This is a genomic window from Comamonas sp. CMM02, assembly GCF_014851485.1.
Lineage (GTDB): Bacteria > Pseudomonadota > Gammaproteobacteria > Burkholderiales > Burkholderiaceae_C > Comamonas > Comamonas avium.
In genome coordinates, this window is record NZ_JACUZW010000004.1 from 19,482 (window position 1) to 41,145 (window position 21,664).

Sequence of the window (21,664 nt, forward strand, 5' to 3'; positions counted from 1 at the left end):
CAAAATACAAAAAGGCATTCCGTGGGAATGCCTTTTTTCAGTGCGTTTTACCGCGCAAGTCAGCGCTTGTTGGTGGCCTTGCTGGAACAGGCGGCGCACTGTCCATACAGGGACATGGAGTGGTCCTGAATGCTCCAGCCCATCTGATCGGCAATCATTTGCTGACGCTTTTCAATTTCAGGGTCGTAAAACTCTTCCACCTTGCCGCAGGAAGTGCACACAAAGTGGTCATGGTGCTGACCTTCATTCAACTCGTAAACGGCCTTGCCGCTTTCAAAGTTGCTGCGCAGCAAGATGCCGGCTTGTTCAAACTGCGTCAGTACACGGTACACCGTTGCCAGGCCAATGTCTGAGCGCTCATCCAGCAGCACACGGAAGACATCTTCTGCGGTCATGTGGCGTTGCTTTCCAATTTGGAAAATCTCCAAAATTTTCAGACGCGGCAGTGTCGCTTTCAGGCCCGTGCTTTTAAGGTCTTCAATGTTCTTCATGGCGTAATTGGAGAGTGGCTGTTTGGCGCTAGCTTACGACAGCTAGCCTCAGACATCAAAACGGCCAGTTCATAGCAGGGCCAAACTTGCGTAAGCCCAAACAAAAACCTGCCGCTACAATGGTGCAGATCATATCCTTTGACCGATTACCCATGCATGTACAAGCTCGTTGTCGCCTCCGTGTGGCGTTGACTCTGTCTCTAGCCTCACTCTTGGCTGCATGCAGCAGCGTTGGTGAAACCACACGCAATGCCATGAGCGCCATCACACCCTACAAGGTGGAAGTGGTGCAGGGCAATTTTGTTTCTCGTGAACAGGTGCAAGCTTTGCAACCGGGCATGAGCCGCCAGCAAGTGCGCGAGATCTTGGGCACACCGCTGTTAACCAGCGTGTTCCACAACGATCGCTGGGAATATGTGTTCACCATCAAGCGCCAAGGCGTGCAGGAACAAAACCGCAAGCTGGCCGTGTTCTTCGACGGTGAGCGGTTTGTCCGCGCAGAGGGCGATGAAATGCCATCCGAGTCCGAATTCGTTGCCGCGTTGGGCAAACCCATCGGCAAGCTGAAGATTCCGAACCTGCAAGCCACGGAAGAACAGCTGGCTAAGTTTCCTGCTGCCAAGAACAAAGCTGCAGATACTGTGACCGAAGAAACCGCACAGCCTCAGCGCAGCTACCCTCCACTGGAAAGCCGCTAACGCAGCCGCCTCTCTGCGCTGCTGTGCACAAGCCGCTCCGCCATCAGCGCTGAGCGGCTTTGTACGTTTGACACACTGACTGGATTGTTATGACCTCGACTTCTTCCCCCACCACCCCTTTGCGTGTCGCTGTAGCCGGTGCCTCAGGCCGCATGGGCCGCATGCTGGTGGAGGCTATTCAAAACAGTGGCGACTGCGTACTGACCGCTGCGCTGGACTTGCCCGGCAGCCCGGCACTGGGCATGGATGCTGCCGCCTTTCTGGGCCAGACCAGCGGCGCTGTGATTGAAAGTGACCTGAAGAGCGCCTTGTCCAAAGCGGACTTTCTGATCGATTTCACACGCCCGCAAGGTACGCTGGCTCATCTGGCTGTGTGTGCACAGCTGGGCGTGAAAGCGGTGATCGGCACCACCGGGTTCAGCGAAGAGGAAAAAGCGCAGATCGCCGCCTTTGCACAGCAGACAGCCATCATGCTGGCCCCCAACATGAGCGTGGGCGTCAACGTGACATTGAAGCTGCTGGAGATGGCTGCCAAGGCGCTGGATACGGACTACGACATCGAAATCATCGAAGCCCACCACAAGCACAAGGTCGATGCGCCTTCTGGCACCGCGCTCAAGATGGGTGAGGTGATTGCACAAGCCCAGGGCACACAGCTGCAAGACCGTGCGGTGTATGAGCGATTTGGTCATACGGGCGAGCGCAAGGAAAACACCATTGGCTTTGCCACGGTGCGGGGCGGAGACATCGTGGGCGACCACACGGTGCTGTTTGCCGGCACGGGAGAGCGCATCGAGATCACCCACAAGTCCAGCAGCCGCTCGACCTATGCGCAGGGCAGCTTGCGCGCCGTGCGCTTCCTGGCCAGCCAGAACACGGGCCAGTTCGACATGTTTGACGTGCTGAATCTGCGTTAAGCACGCGCAGCCTTCACCAACGACAAAGCCTGCAGCATTACTGTTGCAGGCTTTGTTTTTGGCCGCTTTGACCGTTTTAGGCGCTGACCACGCGATTGCGGCCTTCGTTTTTGGCCCGGTAGAGCGCCTCGTCACTTTCACGCAATATCCGCTGGTAGTCCGGATGGCCATCAAAGGAGGCCACCCCTGCACTGATCGTGATGTTCCTGCGTTCGTTCTGCGGCAGATGGAACACCTCCCGCTCAATATGGGCGCGCAGTTTTTCTGCCACGCTGGCCGCACCGGTGGCAGGCGTATCCACCAACAGCATCAAGAACTCTTCACCCCCCAGACGGAAGAGGTAATCTCCACCCCGAATGTTGTTGCTGAGCGTTAGCGCCACTTGCTGCAGCACCATGTCGCCGCCTTCGTGGCCATGCTGGTCATTGATGCGCTTGAAATGGTCGATATCAATGCTGACGATACTGAACGTCGAGGCATGTTTGCGCGCGTAGGCCACCTCTTTGGACAGCACCACGGGCAAGAATTTGCGGTTGAGCAACTGGGTCAAGACATCACGCCCTGCATCCAGTTCGCTGTTTTGGGTGAACAGCGACTCCAAGTTCATCGCAATGTGGCGCGATTGCTCACGCAGCTGCAGCAGCGGCAAGCCCACATCTGCGCCCTTGGCCTGCATCAGGGCCGGCAGCAAGTGACTGTCGATTTGTTCAATCGCATCCAGAATGCTCTGCGTTGCCGGAGCACCGTTGAAAATGTCCACCCCTTTGTGGCGGAACCACAGGCCAAAGTCAGAGGTCGACAAGCTGCTCAGCGGCTGGTTGCCTGCCCCCATGGCATGCAGATACAGGCATTGGTTTTCCCAGTCCAGCAGTTCCGCACGGCGCTGCTCGCGCACGGTCGCCAAGTTTTGTGTGACAGAAAATAAACGGTAGGCCTCTGTGGTGCGCGCGTTGCGATCGCGTGAGATGGCATAACCTTGCGACATGGCCTCCATGGCGTGGTCAATCAGGGTGGCCGCCATTTGCATCGCCTCGGCATAGTCAGTTGCGGCCTCTTGCCTCAACACGGCCCGCAAACCCTCTTTCAGACTGCGTGCACCACGCAGCACCAGATGCACCGGGACATCGATGCGTGCATGGACTTCACCAATCTTGACCTGGTGCGCAACCAGGGCACCCAAGTCATCGTCAACCTGTGCACTCAGAACTTGGACAATCCACCGGCGCATGGAACCCATCAAGCGGGACTGCACCTGTTCATGGGACAGCAACCCTGAGGCTGCTTCATCTTCCAGCATGGCGCTGTAAAAATGCTCTGCCAAAACTTGATTGTGGGTTTGTGCAATCTGCGCCAATACAGCGCTGGATTCAGTATCAAAGCCCAGCAGCAAGCGGCGCCATTCGTTGGCGTAGAAAGAAAACATGGCAACAGCACGCAGAACGCAAACGTAAATAGAGCAGACAGTCTGGCGCAGAAGCCGCCGTGCCGATGTCGCCACACGTTAATCCCCGCGCCTGCGCAGGCCTAAAACCTGTGCCCCATGCAAAAAGCCCATACGGACAGCCGTATGGGCTTGAGAGTCAGCGCAGTCAAAGTGCGAAATTAAAACGGAATGTCGTCATCCATATCGTCAAAGCCTGAAGCCGCACGCTGTGGAGGCGGTGCCATCGGAGCGGGTGCTGCGGCTGGCGAAGCCATGCGCTGCTGTGGAGCGGCTTGGCGGGGTGCTGGGGCTGCAGCCGGACGACGGGGCGCTGGAGCAGCGGCTTCATAACCGCCGTTGTCACCGTAGCCGCTGTCTTCTGCGTAGCCACCGCCCTGGCCCTGATTGCCACCACCCATGCCTTGTCGGCTACCCAGCATCTGCATGCTGTCAGCGCGAATTTCGGTGGCGTAACGCTCCTGGCCGGTGGCCTGGTCGGTCCACTTGCGGGTGCGCAGGCTGCCTTCTACATAGACCTGGCTGCCCTTGCGCAGGTATTGACCCACGATTTCAGCCAAGCGGCCATTAAACACAATGCGGTGCCACTCGGTAGATTCTTTGTTCTCGCCGGTGTTCTTGTCGCGCCAGCGGTCGGTCGTGGCGATGGTGACGTTGGCCACCTGATCGCCGCTTGGGAAGGTGCGCATTTCGGGGTCGCGACCCAGATTGCCGACGATGATGACTTTGTTGACAGATGCCATGGTGTGAAAAATCCTGTGCAGGTAGTTCGGGCGTGAAGGGGGAGGGTCCCGAACCAGATCAGTAATTGCAGCCCCTCCGGCAGGCTGCAGGAACGCAGCTTAACTGATGTTTTTAACGCCTGCACATCCACCCAAATTCCCGCTGCGCAGCGTGGTGGATGAGCGACGTTTTTTCAAAAACAAGAGCTTCAAGCGCATATAAAACAAAGGTTTCAAAGTATTTTCACTTTGAAACCTTTTGTAGGAATGCGTTAAGCGCTCCTATTTTCAGGATCGTACGGGCCGCCCCACAGGTCGCAGCGGCCAGGTGATCGCCAGCCACAGCACCATCAGCACCGCGGTGCTGGTGAACAAGGCTGGCATGCCGCCCCACTTGGCCAGCGCGCCGCCCAGGAAACCACCAGCAAACAAGCCCAGCGACTGCAGCGTGTTGTACGCTCCCAGTGCGGCCCCGCGCAGGTGTGCTGGCGCCATGCGAGAGACCAGACTGGGCTGGCTGGCCTCGAGCACGTTAAAGCCGACAAAAAACAAGAACATCAGCACACCCATCAGCGCCAGCGAGGGTTGCGCGCTGGTCTGAGCCACGACGCCCAGACCGATCTGCACGATCAGCACCAAGCTGATGGCCCCCAGCAAGGCTGCGCGCAGCTTGCCTTTGCGCTCCATGGAAAACAGCCCGCCCATGGCCACAAACGACAGCACCACTGCAGGCAGATACACCTTCCAGTGCGCGTCTTTCAGCAGCCCGGCAGCCACCAGCAAGGCGGGTACGGCCACCCACATGGCCATTTGCACGGTGTGCAAAATAAACACACCGGCATTCAAACGCAGCAAGTCTTTGTGCTGCAGCAGCTCTGCGGGCTTGCCACGTCGCTCGCTGTGGTGCTCAACCGGCTCGGGCGGCACCACCCAGATCACCACGGCAACGCCGCACAGCGCCAGGGCAAAGGTCAGGCCAAAGATGCCCGACAGACCGCCCCATGCGGCCAGCAACGGGCTGAGCACCAGCGCCAGCGCGAACATCAAACCGATGGAGCCGCCGACCATGGCCATGGCCTTGGTGCGTACGCTGTCCCGTGTCAGATCTGACATCAGCGCCGTCACAGCGGCCGACACCGCACCCGCACCTTGCAGGGCGCGGCCCAGCATCAAGCCGGTGAGTGAATCAGCCAGTGCCGCCACCAGACTGCCAATGGCAAACACCACCAGGCCGCCGACAATGATGCGCTTGCGGCCAAAGCGATCCGAGGCCATGCCCAGCGGCAGCTGAAACACCGCCTGCGTCAGGCCATACAGCCCCATGGCCAGGCCCACCATGACGGGGTCGTCACCTCCGGGGTAATGCGCCGCTTCCAAGGCAAACACCGGCAACACCAAGAACAGCCCCAGCATGCGCAACGCAAAAATCAGCGCCAGGCTGGCGCTGGAGCGGCGTTCTTGCGGGGTCATCTTGCTGCTGACAGCAGTATCGGCGGCGATGGTGAGGGGGTCGTTGTGGGACTTGGACACGCGGTAAAACTAAAGTGGGAGACGCGAAAACCGCGCATTGCAACCCGTCAGGCCGGACACGCGCTGGCTGCGCCAAACCCTTATTGTCTGCGATTGGGGGCATGGCCGCCACACATGGGGCGTGCCAAATCTCTATGATGGGCGATTTCCCTTCGCACATACCACCGCCCTCCCGTGACTGCAGCTTCTTCTTCCCCACTACCAGCAGATGCGCCAGACACCACAGGGCGCTATCTGGGTCATGCCATTGGTCACACCCGCATCAGCATTCGCGGTGCGCGTACGCACAATCTCAAGAACATTGACCTGGACATTCCGCGCAACCAGCTGGTGGTGATCACCGGGCTGTCGGGTTCAGGCAAGTCCAGCCTCGCGTTTGACACTTTGTATGCCGAAGGCCAGCGCCGCTACGTGGAAAGCCTGTCGGCCTATGCGCGGCAGTTTCTGGGACAGCTGGACAAGCCCGACGTGGACTTGATTGAGGGCCTGTCACCTGCTATTGCCATCGAGCAAAAGGCAGCCAGCCACAACCCACGCTCGACCGTGGGCACCATCACCGAAATCAACGACTACCTGCGCCTGCTATTTGCCCGCGCTGGCACACCGTATTGCCCCGAGCACGAGCTGCCCCTGCAGGCACAAACCGTGAGCCAGATGGTGGATGCCATTTTGGCCATGCCCGAAGGCACCAAGCTCATGCTCATTGCCCCTGTAGCGCGCAGCCGCAAGGGAGACTTCACCGATTTATTCACGCAGATGCAGGCCCAGGGCTACATCCGCTTTCGCATCAACGGTGCCGTGGTGGATGCGGGCAGTCTGCCTGCGCTGGACAAGAACAGCAAACACGATGTTGATGTGGTGGTCGATCGCATCAAGGTGCGCGCCGACTTGCAGCAGCGCCTGGCCGAAAGCATTGAAGCGGCGCTGCGCATTGGCGGCGAAGCCTCCAGTGGCCGCGTGCTGGCAGTGGACATGGACTCCGGTGAAGAACACGTTTTCAGCAGCCGCTTTGCCTGCCCGCTGTGCACTTACTCGCTGGAAGAGCTGGAGCCACGCCTGTTCTCGTTCAACTCGCCCATGGGTGCCTGCCCTACCTGCGATGGCCTGGGCGTGAGCGAAGACTTTGACCCGGACAAGGTCGTCCCCTTTCCTAGCGTGAGTGTGGCCAACGGCGCCATCCATGGCTGGGACAGCCGCAACAGCACCTACTTCACGCTGCTGCAAAGCATTGCAAAGCACTACAGGCAAGACGTTGCAGCCTCGTTCGAGAGCTGGCCCGCCGAGGTGCAAAAAGTGGTGCTCTGGGGCTCAGGTACCGAGAAAATTGCCTTCACCTATGAGGGCGACGGCAAGCCCACTGTGGTGGAGCATGTGTTTGAAGGCGTAATCCCCAATATGGCGCGCCGCCTGCGCGAGACCGATTCACAAATCGTGCGCGATGATCTGGCACGCCTGCGCAGCATCCGCTCCTGCCCCGACTGCAAGGGCACGCGCTTGCGCCGCGAAGCGCGCTTTGTGCGTGTAGGCGATGGCGATCAGGCCCAAGCCATCTATCAACTCAATGCGCTGACTCTGTCAGAGGCACACCACTGGTTCACCACGCTCAAGCTGCAAGGCAACAAGGCCGACATCGCAGAAAAGGTGGTCAACGAGATCGCCTCGCGCCTGCGCTTCTTGCTGGATGTAGGCCTCAATTATCTGAGTCTGGACCGCAGCGCCGACACGCTCTCGGGCGGTGAATCGCAGCGCATTCGGCTGGCACGCCAGATTGGCAGCGGCCTGACGGGCGTGATGTATGTGCTCGACGAGCCCAGCATTGGCCTGCACCAGCGCGACAACGACCGCCTGATTGCCACGCTGGAGCACCTGCGCAACATTGGTAACAGCGTGATCGTGGTGGAACACGATGAAGACATGATGCGTGCAGCCGACTGCATCATCGACATGGGTCCCGGTGCAGGCGTACACGGCGGGCGCGTGATGGCGCAAGGCACGTTCGAGCAAGTCAAGGCCAACCCGCAGTCCCCCACCGGCCAGTACCTCAGCGGCACCAAAAGCATTGCCGTGCCCAAGCGCCGCACACCCTGGCAGCCCGTGAAGGTGGACGAGGTGCAAGGCAAGCCATCCACCGGCTTTCCTGCAGCGCCCAGCACCAGCTCACCCAACCACCACGCGCTGCAAGCTTTGCGCGTAGTGGGTGCCAGCGGCCACAACCTGCAAACGGTGACTGCCGAATTCCCTGTCGGGCTGTTTACCTGCGTGACCGGCGTGTCTGGCTCAGGCAAAAGTACCCTGGTCAACGACACGCTGTACGCCGAAGTGGCGCGCCAGCTTTACCGCGCCAGCGCCGAGCCAGCCCCCCACCAGGCGCTGGAAGGGCTGGAGCATTTTGACAAGGTCATCAACGTCGACCAGGCCCCCATTGGTCGCACGCCACGCAGCAACCCGGCCACCTACACCGGCTTGTTTGCACCGATTCGCGAGCTGTTTACCGAAACCAATACCGCCAAAGAGCGCGGCTACGGCCCCGGTCGTTTCTCGTTCAACGTGGCCGGTGGCCGCTGCGAAACCTGTCAGGGCGACGGCATGATCAAGGTAGAAATGCACTTTTTGCCGGATGTGTATGTGCCCTGCGATACCTGCCACGGTAAGCGCTACAACCGCGAAACGCTGGAAGTGCAGTGGAAGGGCAAGAACATTGCCGACGTGCTGGGCATGACGGTAGAAGAAGCGCACGCCTTTTTCAAGGACGTGCCCAGCATTGCGCGCAAGCTGCAAACGCTGCTGGATGTGGGACTGGGGTATATCCGTCTGGGCCAAAGCGCCACCACGCTGTCCGGCGGTGAAGCCCAGCGCGTCAAGCTGGCACAGGAACTGTCCAAACGCGATACCGGCCGCACGCTCTACATTCTGGATGAACCCACCACCGGGCTGCACTTTGCCGATGTGCAACTGCTGCTCAAGGTGCTGCACCAGCTGCGCGATGCGGGCAACACCATCGTGGTGATTGAGCACAACCTGGACGTGATCAAAACCGCAGACTGGATCATAGACATGGGCCCCGAAGGCGGCTCTGGCGGTGGTCAGGTGGTGGCCGTTGGCACACCCGAAAAGATTGTCAAATCTGCCCAGAGCCATACCGGGCACTACCTCAAGAGCTATCTCAAAACTTAAGTTCTCCACGGCGCACTGGTGCACAAAACGCCCGGAACTTCAGCCACCTGCATCTGAACGTGCACGCGCCCTGCCATGCGTTCGCGCATGCATGCCGCTGGCCTGAGCGTGGTGCAACTTGGCCCGCTCACTGCCTGCAGGCCTTGCTGGCCCTGCATGAATTCTTTCAGGCCTCCAAGCCATGCCTGCACAGCGGGTGTAAGGTGGCAACATGCATCAAAGTGAAGGAAAAGCAGTGAACGACCAAACATGGGATGTGATTGTGGTGGGTGCAGGCATGGCGGGTGCCACCACGGGCTGGCACCTGGCGCAGGCCGGCCAGCGCGTACTGGTGCTGGAGCGCGAAGCACAGCCCGGCTACCACACCACCGGCCGCTCCGCCGCGCTGTTTGAAGAGCATTACGGCCCTGCGCAGGTGCAGGCCCTCACCCGTGCCAGCCGTGCGTTTTACGAACACCCGCCGACCGGCTTTGCCGACACCGCCCTGCTGCGCCCCCGGGGGGTGATGTATGTGGCCACCGCCGCTCAAAAACCACTCATTGATGCCGCCTATGCCGAGGCTGCCAAACACTCCACCCGCGCACAGCGGCTTAACGGGGATGCGCTGCGTGCGCTGGTGCCGGTGCTCAACGCCAGCATCGTGGACGGATTTGTAGACGATGGTGCACGTGATATTGATGTGCACGCCCTGCACCAGGCTTTTTTGCGCGGCATGCGCCAGCAAGGCGGGCAGTTGTGGTGCAACGCCGAGGTGCAGGCTCTGGCGCACGACAGCGCCACGCACACCTGGACCATCACGCTGGCCGATGGCCGCAGCCTGCAGGGCCACACCCTGGTCAACGCTGCGGGTGCCTGGGCCGACGACATTGGCGAGCTGGCAAGAGCCCGCGCCATTGGCCTGGTGCCTGCACGGCGCAGCGCGTTCACCTTCCCCGCGCCCGAAGGCATGGACGCCTCTCACTGGCCCGCGGTCATCAGCGCCGATGAAAGTTTTTACTTCAAGCCCGATGCGGGCCAGCTGCTGGGCTCTCCCGCCAACGCCGATGCCACCTACCCCCATGATGTGCAACCCGAAGAAGAAGACATCGCCACCGGCATCTGGAGCATCGAACAGGCCACCACGCTGCAGATTCGCCGCCCCACCCACACCTGGGCAGGCCTGCGCTCGTTTGTGGCTGACGGCGAAATGGTGATTGGCTGGGATGACCAGATTCGCGGCCTGTTCTGGGTGGCCGCCCAGGGCGGCTATGGCATCCAGAGTGCTGCAGCCTACGGGCTGCTGGCGCGCAACCTGCTGCTGAACGAGCCTGTGGATGAGCAGCTCTTGGCCCAGGGCGTTGAAAGCGACCTGCTCAAACCCGTACGACTGCAACAATAAGAGCTGTCAACGCCTATCAGTGTTTGTTCTTAGATATAAAAAGCATCAAAAACAAGCACCCGCAAGCGCTGGCAGCTCCTTTTTTATTCAATTCATGAAAAAGCCCGCAATGACTGGGTCATGCGGGCTTTTTGACAGTGGCTGTCAGAGCTGATTACAGCTCGATCTTCGCCACGTCAATGATCTTCTTGTACTTCACGATTTCACCGTTGATGTACTTGCCAGCATCGATCTTGCTGTCCATCACGGCAGCGCCAGCATCTTCCATTTTCTTGCGGAACTCAGGCGAAGCCATGGTCTTGTCCAGTGCGGTCTTGAGCTTGGCTGCAATAGGCGCGGGCAAGTTGGCAGGGGCCAGCATGGCGAACCACGAGTTGATGTCCACGTTCTTGAACTCAGGCTGCTCAGCCAGCGCTGGAATCTCAGGCGTTGCACCGTAGCGCTTGGCTTCAGTCGTGGCGATGGCAGTGACCTTGCCAGCCTTGATCAAAGGCAGACCCGAAGACAGCACAAAGATGCCGTATTCGATGTTGTTGCCCATCACATCGTTGGTCAGTGCAGGCACGCCACGGTAAGGCACGTGCTGCATGTCAATCTTGCCCTGGTCCTTCATCATTTCGCCGGCCAGGTGCAAGGCAGTACCCACACCCGAGGAGCCGTAGCTGAATTTGGCAGGGTTGGCCTTCACGGCAGCCACGAATTCCTTGGTGTTTTTCACGCCAGCCTTGGCGGAAGCGACCAGCACCATGGGCTGCGAAGCCACCAGACCGATGGGAGTGAAGTCCGTGATCTTGTACTTCACCGACTTGTTGATCTGGTTGGCAATGGCAATTTCATTGTTCGCACCCACCAGCAAGGTATAGCCATCGGGCTTGGCATTTGCCACCTTTTGCGCACCAATCGCGCCACCAGCACCGCCCAGGTTTTCCACCACGACCGATTGGCCCAGGTGCTTTTCGATCTCGTTGGCCACCAGACGGCCCACCAGATCGGTCGAGCCACCTGCGGGATAGCCGACAACAATGGTCACAGGCTTGTTGGGGTACGAAGCGGCATCATCTGCAAAGGCAGGACCGGCCGCCAGCATGGCGGCACCGCAAGCAATCAGCGTGCGGCGAAGAATGTGAGTGCTCATAAAAATTCCTTGTTGCTCGAATTGTGAACAACTTTTCACTAATTTTGCATGAATTTATGCGTTACGGACATGCCTAATCGGCAATAGTGGCTTTCCCTTGATTGTTGCAAAAGTTAACAATTTCGCGTAAAGCGCCACCACCAACTGCGCAGCATAAAAAAGCCCGTATGGCAAAACCATGCGGGCTTTCACGCAAGAACAAGGCCAGTTTGCCTTGCTGCGGTGATTACTTCACCAATTGCGCCAGTTCACCGGCTGCATACTTCTTGGCCATCTGCTCCAGGGTGTAGCCCTTGATCTTGCTGCCCTGGCCTTCGCAGCCAAATTGCAGGTAACGCGCCTTGCACACTTGCTTGGCAGCTTCACGGGCGGGCTTGAGCCACTCGCGGGCGTCAAACTTGTCGGGGTTCTCAGCCAGGAACTTGCGCACCGCGCCGGTCATGGCCAGGCGGATGTCGGTATCAATGTTCACCTTGCGCACGCCGTACTTGATGGCTTCCTGGATTTCCTCGACGGGTACGCCGTAGGTCTCCTTCATCTTGCCGCCGTACTGGTTGATCATGGCCAGCAGTTCTTGGGGCACCGATGAGGAACCGTGCATCACCAGGTGGGTGTTGGGGATGCGGGCGTGAATTTCCTTGACGCGCTGGATCGACAGAATGTCGCCCGTAGGGGGGCGGCTGAACTTGTACGCACCGTGGCTGGTACCAATGGCAATGGCCAAAGCGTCCAGTTGCGTGGCTTTCACGAACACAGCAGCTTCTTCGGGGTCAGTCAGCATCTGGCTGTGGTCCAGCTTGCCTTCTGCACCAATGCCGTCTTCTTCACCGGCTTCGCCGGTTTCCAGGTTGCCCAGGCAGCCCAGCTCGCCTTCAACGGTCGCGCCAATGCGGTGGGCCATGGCCACCACCTGCTGGGTCACGTCCACGTTGTATTCAAAGGATGAGGGGGTCTTGCCGTCGCCCAGCAAAGAGCCGTCCATCATCACCGAGCCAAAGCCCAGGTTCAGCGCGCCCTGGCAAATATCGGGGGTGGTGCCGTGGTCCTGGTGCATGACCAGCGGAATGTGGGGGAACATCTCTGCAGCAGCCTGAATCAGGTGCTTGATGAAGGGCTCACCAGCGTATTTGCGGGCGCCAGCGCTGGCCTGCAGGATCACGGGCGCGCCCACTTCGTCAGCCGCCGTCATCACGGCCTGAACTTGTTCCAGGTTGTTGACGTTAAAGGCGGGGATGCCATAGCCGTTTTCGGCGGCATGGTCGAGCATTTCGCGCATCGAGATGAGAGGCATGATCGTGTTCCGGTAAAAGTTGGTCTGGGGGTGACAGTCAGGCTGGTGCTGCTGCTGTAACCGATTGGTAACCTTCGATTTTACCCGCCTAAAGCAAGCCCGCACACTGCGCTTGCCAGCCCAGCCTTGCGCCACCCATCCAATCCATATGAAACACAGCATGCATATGCGCAAACCGCATTTGCATGCGCGTTTTGATTCGTAGCCACACGCCGCCCGCATTTTTAGACTGCCCTTTCTTTTACGCAGGGGTTGGTATGAAACGACGGCAATGGTTGGCAGGTGCAGCACTCACAGCAGTGGGTGGTCTTTGGGGTGGTGCTGTGCAGGCATCCGTGTTTCCTAACAAAACCGTGCGCATCGTGGTACCGGTGGCGGCCGGCGGCAGCGCCGACAAGCTGGGCCGCACGCTTTCGCAAAAACTGACCGAGCGCTGGGGGCAGTCGGTGGTGGTGGAGAACGTGCCCGGCGCAGGCGGCAGCATTGGCGCAGCGCAAGTCACCAAATCACGCCCCGATGGGTACACCCTGCTGCTGGCGGGTGACGGTCTGGCACTCAATGCCCTGCAAGGCCGGCGCGTGCCGTATGACGTGGAAAAAGATTTTTCGGGCGTCGTCAAAGCCGTGGTCAATCCGCAAATTTTGGTGGTGCGCCCGGACCTGGGGGTCAGCAACCTGCAGCAATATGCCGCCTTGCTCAAAAGCAAGCCCGGCCAGATCACCCTGGGCCTGCCCGGCAGCAAGGGCAGCTTGCAGCACCTGGCGCACGAAATGCTGAGCCAGCGCATTGGCGCCAGCCCCAACTACATTGCCTACCCCGGTGGTGGCCCCGCTGCGCTGGACGTGCTGGGCGGTCACATTGACGGCACGCTCATCACACTGGCCGCCGTGACCGAATATGTGCGCGCTGGCAAGCTGGTGCCAATTGCTGTCACCACCGCCCAGCGCTCCAAAGCACTGCCCAACGTACCCACGGTGGCCGAATCCGGCTTTCCCGGTTACGCGGTAGAGAGCTGGCAAGGCATCGTGGCACCTTCTGCCACCCCCAAGGCCGTGGTGGAGCAACTCAACCGCGACATCGTGGCCGTGCTGCAGCAGCCAGAGATTTCTTCACAGCTCGAAGCGCTGGGTTTCACGCTGGCCGGTGGCTCTGCCCAGCAACTGGATGACACCCTGCGCGAGAACCTGACGGGTTACGCCAAGGTGATCGCAGAAACCGGCATTCAACTGCGTTGATCACCATGGCTGTGACGATTCGCAATCAGCGTGACTTCGCCGTTGGCGCAGCCTACATCGCCACGGGCGCCGCGTTCGCCGTGGTCTCCTGGGGCTACGAGCTGGGCAGCGCCTCGGCCATGGGGCCGGGCTACTTTCCATTCTGGCTGGGCATCGTGCTGGCGCTGCTCGGCCTGGTGCTCTGTGCAGGGGCCACATCGGCCAAGACCCCGCGTTTGCCGCTGCAGCGCTGGGACTGGCGCACGCTGGCCTGGATGACCGGATCGGTCGCCGCTTTTGGCCTGGCGCTCAAACCCCTGGGCCTGGTGCTGTCGGTTTTTGGACTGGTGGTTGCATCCAGCCTGGCCAGCCGTGAATTCACCTGGCGCGGCACGCTGCTCAACGCAGCCGTGCTGGTGCTGCTCAACACCGTGCTCTTTGTGCTGCTGCTGGATCTGCCACTGCCGCTGTGGCCCGCCTAAGTCTTCTTCGTTTTTCCCCTGTTTTTTTGCCTCTGCGTCTGCCTTGCCATGGAATTGCTGAACAACCTCCAACTTGGATTTTCCACCGCCTTGTCGTGGCACAACCTGCTGTACGCATTCGGTGGCTGCTTGGTCGGCACGCTGATCGGCATCCTGCCCGGGCTTGGGCCTGTGGCCACCATCGCCATGCTGCTGCCGGTCACGTACAACCTGCCCCCTGTGTCGGCCTTGATCATGCTGGCCGGCATTTATTACGGTGCACAGTACGGCGGCTCGACCACGGCCATTTTGCTCAAGCTGCCCGGCGAGTCATCGTCGGCGGTGACAGTGATCGATGGACACGCCATGGCTCGACAGGGGCGTGCAGGGCCGGCGCTCACGGCAGCCGCCATTGGTTCGTTCATCGCCGGCTCTTTTGGCGTGCTGCTGACTGCCGCGCTGGCCGCGCCCCTGTCTGAAATTGCTTTCCGTTTTGGGCCTGCTGAGTATTTTTCTTTGATGCTGCTGGGCCTGGTGGGCTCGGTTGCACTCTCGCCTGACTCCATCGACAAGTCACTGGGGCTGATGATTCTGGGTTTGCTGCTCAGCCTGGCGGGCGTGGATGTCAACTCCGGGGCCCTGCGTTTCACAGGCGACATTCCCGAGATGATGGATGGCATTGAGTTCACCGCGCTGGCCATGGGCGTGTTCGGGGTTGCCGAGATTGCCTACAACCTGGAGCAGCAGGCCACCGACCGCACCGCTGGCACCGTGGCCCCAGTCTCGGGCCTGCGACCGACGGCACAGGATGTGCGCCGCATGGTGCCCTCCATTTTGCGAGGCACAGCCATTGGGTCGGTGCTTGGCATTTTGCCGGGTGCAGGCGTCACCATTGCAGCGTTTGCGGGCTACACCATTGAAAAGAAACTGTCACGCAACGCCCATGAAATGGGCCACGGTGCCATTGAAGGGGTCGCCGCGCCAGAGTCTGCCAACAACGCTGCGGCGCAGACCAATTTCATTCCGCTGCTGACGCTGGGTGTGCCGGGCAGCGCCGTCATGGCGCTGATGGTGGGCGCCATGATGATCCACAACATCCAGCCCGGCCCTGAAGTGGCCACGCGCCATCCCGATGTGTTCTGGGGCCTGATTGCCTCCATGTGGATTGGCAACCTGATGCTGGTGGTGCTGAACCTGCCCTTGATCGGCCTGTGGATCAAGCTGCTGAGCATTCCCTACCGCTTTCTGTACCCCGCCATTTTGGTGTTCTGTGCCGTGGGGGCGTACTCGGTGCGTGGTTCAACCTTTGATGTACTGATTCTGGCTGCCTTTGGTGTCCTGGGCTATGCATTGGCCAAGCTGGCGGTGTCCCCTGTGCCCCTGCTGCTGGGCTTTGTGCTGGGCCCGATGCTGGAAGCCAGCTTTCGCCGCACCTTGGCCGTCTCGCGCGGGGACTACAGCGTGTTCTTCACGCGGTCGCTGTCGCTGGCCCTGCTGCTGGCCGCCACTGCACTGGTGATCTCGGCATTGATTCCAGCCATCCGCCGCCGCCATGCAGCCCTGGCAACCAGCGCCTGAAGCCACTTTCTTTCACACCGCAACCCCCCATTTCTTGTCGCCAGACCATGGTCTGGCACCACCGGAGTGCATTGACATGACCCAACCCCTGACTTCCCTGACCCCTGCACAGCTCAAAACGGCGATTGCTGATGGGCACGAAATTGCACTGATCGACGTGCGCGAAGAAGGCCTGTTCGGCCTTGGCCATTTGCTGCTGTCCAGCTCTGCGCCCTTGAGCCGCCTGGAGCTGCTGATAGAGCGCCTGGTGCCACGCCGTGGAGCACGTCTGGTGCTGATCGACGCACAGGGAGAAACCGCCCCCATTGCGGCCCAGCGCCTGCAGCATGCGGGCTACCACAACCTGCACGTGCTGGCTGGCGGCACCACCGCGTGGGTGGCCGCGGGTTACCCGCTGTTTGATGGTGTCTACGTTCCCAGCAAGGCCTTTGGCGAGGTGATTGAACACACCTTGAAAACGCCCGTGATTGATGTCGATGCGCTGGAGCAATTGCGCCGCGATGGTGTGGACCATGTGGTGGTGGACAGCCGCCCCTGGGAGGAATACCGGCTGCGCACCATTCCCGGCGCCATCAACTGCCCGGGCGCCGAGCTGGCGCAGCGCATTCAGGCGATTGCACCCGATCCCGAAACACTGGTGGTGGTCAACTGCGGCGGACGTACACGCAGCATCTTGGGCGCGCAAACACTGATCCATGCAGCCATTCCCAACCCTGTGCTGTCGCTCAAGGATGGGGCGCAAGGCTGGGTGCTGTCCGGGCGCAAGCTGGAGGTGGGCGCAGACCGCGTTGCACCCTACCTGCCAGCGCAAGCACCGGCACTGGCGCAAGCGCGCAAAGTGGCTCAGCAGGCAGGCGTGCAGATTGTGGATTGGCAGACGGTGCAAGGCTTTGTGCAGCAAGACAGCGCTCGCTCGGTTTTTCTGTTCGACGTGCGTGGCCCGCAGGAATACCAGGCCAGCCATTTAGCGGGCTGGCGCCATGCACCCGGCGGGCAACTGGTGCAATCCACCGACCATTACGTCGGTACGCTGCGCGCCCGCGTGGTGCTGCACGACCCACAACTGCTGCGCGCGCTCACCACCGCCGCGTGGGTGCAGCAGCTGGGCCTGCACGAAGTGTTTGTGCTGGAGCAGGCACCCGCAACGGCAGCCTTGCAGGCTGGCCCCGAGATTCAGCCTGTGCTGCCAGTGGCCTTTGGCGATGCCGTCTGGATCCAGCCCAGCGATCTGGCCGCTTTGCAGGCCAGCGCCCAGAGCGATGCCGTGGCGGTGTTCGATATCGACAGCAGTCTGGACTATCGCCATGCCCACATTCCCGGCAGCTGGCATGCAGGGCGCCCCGCCTTGGGTGCTTTGTGGGCAACAGAGCCGGATCGCTTCAAGCACACCACTCTGGTGATCACCTCTGCCGATGGCACTTTGGCGGGCTTGGCAGCCGCTGAATGGCGCCGTGCAACAGGCCGTGATGTGCGCGCCCTGCTGGGTGGCACGCAGGCCTGGCAGCAGCAGGGCCTGCCTACCGAGGCCGGTCTGGCACGTGCCGCACCGCAGCAGTTCGACCGCTGGTATGGCCCATGGGCTTACGAAGGCGAAGCCCAGCTGCAGGCCTTTCGCGACTATCTGTCCTGGGAAGTGGATCTGGCAGAGCGCATTCACCTCGACGGTGATTTGCCCATCCAGTTGCAGGCAGTTGCATAGCCCGCGCCGTGTCACCGTGCACGTAAAAAGGCAGCCCAAGGGCTGCCTTTTTATTGTCCTCAACCGCGGCGATGCGGTCAGTCGACGCGGCAGATTTTCAGCATGTTGGAGCCACCGGGCTGGCCCATGGGCTCGCCGCAGGTAATGGCATACACGTCACCCGGCTGCACAATGCCGCGCATGCGCAAGTGGCTTTCTGCCTGCTGCAAGGCGGTGTCACGCTCCGCACTGGTGTCCATGAGCAGAGGGCGCACATTGCGGTACAGGGCCATCTTGCGCTGGGTGCTGACCTTGGGGGTCAGCGCATAAATGGGCGTATGAATCCGGTGGCGGCTCATCCACAATGCGGTGGAGCCGCTGTCCGTCATTGCCACAATGGCTTTGGCACCCAGCTTGTTGGCGGTAAACAGCGCGCCCAGCGCAATGGCCTGATCGATGCGTGTGAATTCACGTTCACCAAACTGAGCGTCCTGGCGGCGGTCTTCCGCGGCCTCGGCGGCAGCGCAAATTTTGGCCATTTCGCGTACGGTCTCCAGCGGGTATTTGCCCGCTGCAGTTTCTGCGCTCAGCATCACCGCGTCGGTGCCATCCAGCACAGCGTTGGCCACGTCACTCACCTCGGCGCGCGTGGGCACGGGGTTGGTGATCATGCTCTCCATCATTTGCGTGGCGGTGATGACCACCTTGTCCATCTCGCGCGCCATGCGGATCATTTTCTTTTGCAGCGCAGGCACGGCAGCGTTGCCCACCTCCACCGCCAGATCGCCACGCGCCACCATGATGCCGTCAGAGACGCGCAAAATTTCTTCCAGCAGCGGAATGGCTTCAGCACGCTCAATCTTGGCAATCAGACCCGGGCGGTGGCTGGTGCCCGCACAGGCTACCGTGCACAGCTGACGCGCCATTTCCATGTCGGTGGCGTTTTTGGGAAAGCTCACCGCCACATAGTCGGCCCCCAGAGCAATGGCCGTCTTGATGTCTTCCATGTCCTTGGCCGTCAGGGCCGGGGCGGTCAGTCCGCCGCCTTGCTTGTTAATGCCCTTGTTGTTGGACAGCTCGCCGCCAATGGTCACCGTGGTGTGTACGGCCTGCCCCAGCACGCGATCGATCGTGAGTACGATCAGGCCATCATTGAGCAGCAGCACATCACCGGCTTTCACATCGCGTGGCAGCTCCTTGTAGTCCAGACCGACGCCATTGATGTCACCGGGCTCACTGCGGCTGGCGTCCAGCACGAAGCTGGCGCCCTCCTGCAGCATGACCTTGCCCTGGGCAAACTTGCCAACGCGAATCTTGGGGCCTTGCAGGTCGGCCATGATGGCCACTTCGCGGCCCGCCAGCACTGCGGCTTCGCGCACGGTCTTGGCGCGGTCAATATGGTCTTGTGCGGTGCCATGGCTGAAGTTCAGGCGCACGACGTTGACGCCCGTGGCAATCATTTTCGTGAGCAGCTCGATATCACTCGATGCAGGGCCCAGGGTTGCCACAATTTTGGTGGCACGGCGGATATACAGGTCTTGCAAACGCATCAAAAGGTCTCCATTCGTTTTTTTAGTCGCGCATCAGCGCTTCAATTTCATCGGCCTCAACGGGTACGCCACGGGTGATCAGCTCGCAACCGTTGTCCGTCACCACGGCATCATCTTCGATGCGAATGCCAATATGGTGAAACTGCTCGGGCACCCCGGGCGCTGGGCGCACGTAGATACCGGGTTCAATCGTGGTCACCATGCCCGGGCGCAAGATGCGGCTTGGGCGGGTGGTGGTGACCTGGCCACTCAGGGCGTCTATCTGTTGCTGGCTTTGCGCAATCTCGGTGGGTTCCACATAGCTGCCACAGTCGTGCACATCCATGCCCAGCCAGTGGCCAGTACGGTGCATGTAAAACTGAAAGTAGGCACGCTGGGCGATCACATCCTGCGCGTTGCCATAGACGTTTTTGTCCAGCAGGCCCACATCCAGCATGCCCTGTGCCAGCACGGCCACGGTGGCATCGTGCGGGTCCATGAAACGCTGGCCGGGCTTGGTCACCGCAATGGCGGCTTTCTGGCTTTCCAGCACCAGCTCGTACAACGCACGTTGCGGGCCGGTAAAACGGCCATTGGCAGGGAAAGTGCGGGTGATGTCGCTGGCGTAGCCATCCAGCTCACAACCTGCATCAATGAGCACCAGATCGCCCTGGCGCACGGGTGCTTTGTCAGCGCGGTAGTGCAGCACACAGGCATTGGGACCAGCGGCCACGATGGAGTCATAGGCCACGCCATTGGCCCCGCCCTGGCGGAATTCGTGCAGCAGCTCAGCATCCAGATGGTATTCGCGGCAATCTTGTCCAGCGCGCAACATGCGCGCTGAGCGCTGCATGGCGCGAATGTGGGCCCGGGCGCTGATCTGGCTTGCGCGGCGCATGATGTCCAGCTCGTGCGCATCTTTAATCAGCCGCATCTCATCGATCAGTGTGCACACATCGCCTTGTGCAGCCGGGCACAGTGCGCCCGCGCGTGTGCGGGCTCGCACCTGATTGAGCCAGGCCTCTACGCGGGCCGCCAGCCCTTCGTGTGTGGCGAATGGCCACCAGACTGTTGTCTGGTTTTCCAGCAAACGGGGCAGGCGCGTGTCCATGTCTTCAATGGAGGCGGCATCACTGACACCCAGTGTGGTGACCGCCGCCTCTGGGCCCAGACGGTAGCCATCCCAGATTTCGCGCTCCAGATCCTTAGGCTGGCAAAACAAGGTGCTGCTGCCGTCCGCTTTCAGAACCAGACAGGCGTTGGGCTCGGTGAAACCGGTGAGGTAATAAAAGTAGCTGTCGTGCCGGTACAGGTAGCTGTTGTCGCGGTTACGGCCCCGCTCGGGTGCCGTGGGAATGATGGCAATCCCGCCATCGCCCAATTGGGCAGCCAGACGAGCGCGGCGTTGTGCGTAAACAGAGGTCATCGGCATATCGTACTGCCGCTGCCGCCTGCTGCGCGCCAGATGGCCCTCTTGGCAGCACCTGTTGGCGCTGGGCGGCGCTGAACGCACGCGTTTCAAGCGCCGGTCACACGCCATTCAGGCACCCCAGCGCATCGAAAACTGGTGACTCAGAGAAAGCACCAAATACCCAGGAACGACCAAGCGCAGCCATGACGCCCCCAGGGTAATGCTCCAAGGGCTATGCCAGCAGCATGCTGACGCCTGCAGCCAGCAGCAGGCTGCAAACCATCCACTGCAGCACGCGCGTAGACAGTGGCGGCGGGTATTTGGCCAGCAGCCAGGTCACGCCTGCCACCACCGGCACGGCCACAGCGGCGGTCATCAGCGACGCAAGGCTCAGCCCGCCCGTGGGAATCACAATGCCCAGCCGCAGCACAGTGTTGGCCAGAAACATGATCAGCAGACACTGGCGCACCAGCTGCGGCGACAGTGGCTGGCGGTACAGGTGATAGACCATGGGCGGCCCGGACGTGGAAAACAAGCCGCCCAGCACCCCCGAAAGCCCGCCGGCCACCCACATCGCCCCCGGCCCCGAGAGCGTTGTGCGCTGCTGCTTTTGCAGCAACAACACAATGGCGCAGGCAATGATGGTGACCCCCAGCAGCATGCGCAGCACGTTCACCAGATCACCGCTGAGCCAGTGCAGCAGCGCCAGCCCGCCCAGCACCCCGATCAGGCTGCTGACCAAGATGGGCTTGAGCATGTCCCAGCGCGGCTGAAAAGGGTGGCTGCGCAGGTAGACCACGCCATTGACCAGCGACAGCAGACCGGCCACGTTGGCCGCATCGGCAATCGGCATCAGATGCAAGGCGCCGGCCATGCCGACAAAGATCAGTCCAAAGGCAAAACCCGTCAAATTCTGGCAGGCCGATGCCAGCACCACCACGCCTATCAACCACCCGTAGGTGCCCCAGTCCACTTGCATGTGCATTCCATGGGAGGTGCGCGCCTCCCGCTGCCCG

17 protein-coding genes are annotated in these 21,664 nt (G+C 60.8%); 8 read left to right on the forward strand and 9 right to left on the reverse strand.

Annotated features, from left to right (window positions below; genetic code table 11):
• Nucleotides 1–59: 59 nt before the first annotated feature.
• A complete protein-coding gene (gene fur, locus IB213_RS13725) occupies nt 60–491 on the reverse strand; it encodes a ferric iron uptake transcriptional regulator (protein WP_191721821.1) in 432 nt (143 codons plus the stop codon).
• A 152-nt stretch (nt 492–643) separates the two neighbouring features.
• Here fur and IB213_RS13730 point away from each other — a divergent pair, with 152 nt between their 5' ends.
• Nucleotides 644–1,189, forward strand: coding sequence for an outer membrane protein assembly factor BamE (locus tag IB213_RS13730; protein ID WP_191721822.1), 546 nt, complete (start codon nt 644–646; stop codon nt 1,187–1,189).
• An 89-nt stretch (nt 1,190–1,278) separates the two neighbouring features.
• On the forward strand, nt 1,279–2,106 hold the full coding sequence (gene dapB, locus IB213_RS13735; protein WP_191721823.1) for a 4-hydroxy-tetrahydrodipicolinate reductase: 828 nt from the start codon (nt 1,279–1,281) through the stop codon (nt 2,104–2,106).
• A gap of 76 nt (nt 2,107–2,182) precedes the next feature.
• Here dapB and IB213_RS13740 read toward each other — a convergent pair whose 3' ends face one another.
• From IB213_RS13740 to IB213_RS13750, 3 genes are all read right to left on the reverse strand, one after another.
• Nucleotides 2,183–3,529, reverse strand: coding sequence for a diguanylate cyclase (locus tag IB213_RS13740; RefSeq protein ID WP_191721824.1), 1,347 nt, complete (start codon nt 3,527–3,529; stop codon nt 2,183–2,185).
• A gap of 179 nt (nt 3,530–3,708) precedes the next feature.
• Nucleotides 3,709–4,290 (reverse strand): single-stranded DNA-binding protein, encoded by a 582-nt coding sequence (gene ssb, locus IB213_RS13745; protein WP_192407237.1) that lies wholly within the window; start codon nt 4,288–4,290, stop codon nt 3,709–3,711.
• 267 nt (nt 4,291–4,557) lie between these two features.
• Entirely contained in the window at nt 4,558–5,739 is a 1,182-nt protein-coding gene (locus tag IB213_RS13750; protein WP_192407616.1) for an MFS transporter, read from the reverse strand.
• Between the two features lie 234 nt (nt 5,740–5,973).
• On the opposite strand from IB213_RS13750, the gene uvrA reads away from it, so the two are divergent.
• Together uvrA and IB213_RS13760 are read left to right on the forward strand one after the other, a co-directional pair.
• Nucleotides 5,974–8,973: an excinuclease ABC subunit UvrA gene (gene uvrA / locus IB213_RS13755; protein WP_192407239.1), complete on the forward strand. Its 3,000-nt coding sequence runs from the start codon at nt 5,974–5,976 to the stop codon at nt 8,971–8,973.
• 235 nt (nt 8,974–9,208) lie between these two features.
• Complete coding sequence (locus IB213_RS13760; protein WP_318244900.1) at nt 9,209–10,351, forward strand: FAD-dependent oxidoreductase; 1,143 nt, start codon at nt 9,209–9,211, stop codon at nt 10,349–10,351.
• A gap of 154 nt (nt 10,352–10,505) precedes the next feature.
• On the opposite strand, the gene IB213_RS13765 is transcribed toward IB213_RS13760, so the two are convergent.
• Together IB213_RS13765 and fba are read right to left on the reverse strand one after the other, a co-directional pair.
• On the reverse strand, nt 10,506–11,486 hold the full coding sequence (locus tag IB213_RS13765) for a tripartite tricarboxylate transporter substrate binding protein (RefSeq protein ID WP_191721828.1): 981 nt from the start codon (nt 11,484–11,486) through the stop codon (nt 10,506–10,508).
• 226 nt (nt 11,487–11,712) lie between these two features.
• Nucleotides 11,713–12,777, reverse strand: coding sequence for a class II fructose-bisphosphate aldolase (fba, locus tag IB213_RS13770; RefSeq protein ID WP_191721829.1), 1,065 nt, complete (start codon nt 12,775–12,777; stop codon nt 11,713–11,715).
• Between the two features lie 257 nt (nt 12,778–13,034).
• Here fba and IB213_RS13775 point away from each other — a divergent pair, with 257 nt between their 5' ends.
• The 4 genes from IB213_RS13775 to IB213_RS13790 all read left to right on the forward strand — a co-directional run bounded on the left by IB213_RS13775 (nt 13,035) and on the right by IB213_RS13790 (nt 17,729).
• Nucleotides 13,035–14,012 (forward strand): tripartite tricarboxylate transporter substrate binding protein, encoded by a 978-nt coding sequence (locus IB213_RS13775; RefSeq protein WP_192407242.1) that lies wholly within the window; start codon nt 13,035–13,037, stop codon nt 14,010–14,012.
• An 11-nt stretch (nt 14,013–14,023) separates the two neighbouring features.
• On the forward strand, nt 14,024–14,473 hold the full coding sequence (locus tag IB213_RS13780) for a tripartite tricarboxylate transporter TctB family protein (protein ID WP_191722275.1): 450 nt from the start codon (nt 14,024–14,026) through the stop codon (nt 14,471–14,473).
• Between the two features lie 48 nt (nt 14,474–14,521).
• Nucleotides 14,522–16,030: a tripartite tricarboxylate transporter permease gene (locus tag IB213_RS13785; protein WP_192407244.1), complete on the forward strand. Its 1,509-nt coding sequence runs from the start codon at nt 14,522–14,524 to the stop codon at nt 16,028–16,030.
• 76 nt (nt 16,031–16,106) lie between these two features.
• On the forward strand, nt 16,107–17,729 hold the full coding sequence (locus IB213_RS13790) for a rhodanese-like domain-containing protein (RefSeq protein ID WP_192407247.1): 1,623 nt from the start codon (nt 16,107–16,109) through the stop codon (nt 17,727–17,729).
• 77 nt (nt 17,730–17,806) lie between these two features.
• On the opposite strand, the gene pyk is transcribed toward IB213_RS13790, so the two are convergent.
• The 3 genes from pyk to IB213_RS13805 form a co-directional block, all read right to left on the reverse strand.
• Nucleotides 17,807–19,243 (reverse strand): pyruvate kinase, encoded by a 1,437-nt coding sequence (pyk, locus tag IB213_RS13795; protein WP_192407617.1) that lies wholly within the window; start codon nt 19,241–19,243, stop codon nt 17,807–17,809.
• Between the two features lie 37 nt (nt 19,244–19,280).
• Nucleotides 19,281–20,663: an aminopeptidase P N-terminal domain-containing protein gene (locus tag IB213_RS13800; RefSeq protein ID WP_192407249.1), complete on the reverse strand. Its 1,383-nt coding sequence runs from the start codon at nt 20,661–20,663 to the stop codon at nt 19,281–19,283.
• A gap of 217 nt (nt 20,664–20,880) precedes the next feature.
• Entirely contained in the window at nt 20,881–21,627 is a 747-nt protein-coding gene (locus IB213_RS13805) for a sulfite exporter TauE/SafE family protein (RefSeq protein ID WP_191721833.1), read from the reverse strand.
• Nucleotides 21,628–21,664 lie beyond the last annotated feature (37 nt).